Origin of the sequence: Candidatus Kurthia intestinigallinarum (genome assembly GCF_003991225.1) — a bacterium.
Classification (GTDB): Bacteria; Bacillota; Bacilli; order Bacillales_A; family Planococcaceae; genus Kurthia; species Kurthia populi.
In genome coordinates this window covers 1-1,332 of record NZ_JTFC01000016.1, presented here as the reverse complement: position 1 = coordinate 1,332, position 1,332 = coordinate 1, and the positions used below count along the sequence as shown (strand labels likewise).

Here is a 1,332-nt window from a genome sequence, read left to right as displayed (position 1 = left end):
CAGTTTATCCAGTTTTGAAAGAACAATTCTTTCTTATAGTCTAGTAATGATGGCAAAGAGGTCACACCTGTTCCCATGCCGAACACAGAAGTTAAGCTCTTTAGCGCCGATGGTAGTTGGGGGTTTCCCCCTGCGAGAGTAGGACGTTGCTAGGCTATTATAATATCGGAGGATTAGCTCAGCTGGGAGAGCACCTGCCTTACAAGCAGGGGGTCGGCGGTTCGATCCCGTCATCCTCCACCATTTACAGGGGCATAGTTCAACGGTAGAATAGAGGTCTCCAAAACCTTTGGTGTGGGTTCGATTCCTACTGCCCCTGCCAATTAATTATATTATGGCGATTGTGGTGAAGTGGTTAACACACCGGATTGTGGTTCCGGCATTCGTGGGTTCGATCCCCATCAGTCGCCCCATTTTTATTTTTTATATGCGGAAGTAGTTCAGTGGTAGAACATCACCTTGCCAAGGTGGGGGTCGCGAGTTCGAACCTCGTCTTCCGCTCCATATGGGGCCTTAGCTCAGCTGGGAGAGCGCCTGCCTTGCACGCAGGAGGTCAGCGGTTCGATCCCGCTAGGCTCCACCAATTTTATATTTTTATGTTGGAGGTATACCCAAGTCTGGCTGAAGGGATTGGTCTTGAAAACCAACAGGCGGGTCAAACCGCGCGGGGGTTCGAATCCCTCTACCTCCTCCATTTTTTTATTTTTAATTTAATATTCATTATCGCGGGGTGGAGCAGTGGTAGCTCGTCGGGCTCATAACCCGAAGGTCGCAGGTTCAAATCCTGTCCCCGCAACCAATGGTCCGGTAGTTCAGCTGGTTAGAATGCCTGCCTGTCACGCAGGAGGTCGCGGGTTCGAGTCCCGTCCGGACCGCCATTTTTTAAATATTATTTATTCCGTTGTAGCTCAGTTGGTAGTAGCATCTGACTGTTAATCAGAGGGTCGCAGGTTCGAGTCCTGCCAACGGAGCCATATGGAGTAGTACTCAAGAGGCTGAAGAGGCGCCCCTGCTAAGGGTGTAGGTCGGGTAACCGGCGCGGAGGTTCAAATCCTCTCTACTCCACCATTTTTATAGTTTTTTGATAGTCGGCCCCTTGGTCAAGCGGTTAAGACACCGCCCTTTCACGGCGGTAACACGGGTTCGAATCCCGTAGGGGTCATTTTCATATGCCGGTGTAGCTCAGTTGGTAGAGCAACTGACTTGTAATCAGTAGGTCGAGGGTTCGACTCCTTTCGCCGGCACCATGAGTCATTAGCTCAGTTGGTAGAGCATCTGACTTTTAATCAGAGGGTCGCTGGTTCGAATCCTGCATGACTCATATTAAGCGAG

13 tRNA genes and 1 rRNA gene are annotated in these 1,332 nt (G+C 50.5%); all 14 read left to right on the top strand.

The features are described from left to right. The first annotated feature begins 39 nt into the window (after positions 1 to 39). Positions 40 to 155: ribosomal RNA gene (gene rrf / locus QI30_RS04845) — 5S ribosomal RNA — on the top strand. 12 nt (positions 156 to 167) lie between these two features. Continuing rightward, positions 168 to 243 (top strand) — tRNA-Val (locus QI30_RS04840). 5 nt (positions 244 to 248) lie between these two features. Next, positions 249 to 322, top strand: a tRNA-Trp gene (locus tag QI30_RS04835). 15 nt (positions 323 to 337) lie between these two features. Next, positions 338 to 413: transfer RNA gene (locus QI30_RS04830), tRNA-His, on the top strand. A gap of 16 nt (positions 414 to 429) precedes the next feature. Continuing rightward, positions 430 to 504: transfer RNA gene (locus QI30_RS04825), tRNA-Gly, on the top strand. Positions 505 to 507: 3 nt separating this feature from the next. Then, positions 508 to 583: transfer RNA gene (locus QI30_RS04820), tRNA-Ala, on the top strand. Between the two features lie 18 nt (positions 584 to 601). Further along, positions 602 to 694 (top strand) — tRNA-Ser (locus QI30_RS04815). A 30-nt stretch (positions 695 to 724) separates the two neighbouring features. Further along, positions 725 to 799, top strand: a tRNA-Met gene (locus tag QI30_RS04810). A gap of 2 nt (positions 800 to 801) precedes the next feature. After that, a tRNA-Asp gene (locus QI30_RS04805) sits at positions 802 to 878 on the top strand. A 19-nt stretch (positions 879 to 897) separates the two neighbouring features. Beyond that, positions 898 to 974, top strand: a tRNA-Asn gene (locus QI30_RS04800). Positions 975 to 977: 3 nt separating this feature from the next. Then, positions 978 to 1,068: transfer RNA gene (locus QI30_RS04795), tRNA-Ser, on the top strand. Positions 1,069 to 1,090: 22 nt separating this feature from the next. Continuing rightward, a tRNA-Glu gene (locus QI30_RS04790) sits at positions 1,091 to 1,162 on the top strand. A 9-nt stretch (positions 1,163 to 1,171) separates the two neighbouring features. After that, a tRNA-Thr gene (locus QI30_RS04785) sits at positions 1,172 to 1,247 on the top strand. Between the two features lies 1 nt (position 1,248). Beyond that, positions 1,249 to 1,321, top strand: a tRNA-Lys gene (locus QI30_RS04780). Positions 1,322 to 1,332: the final 11 nt, after the last annotated feature.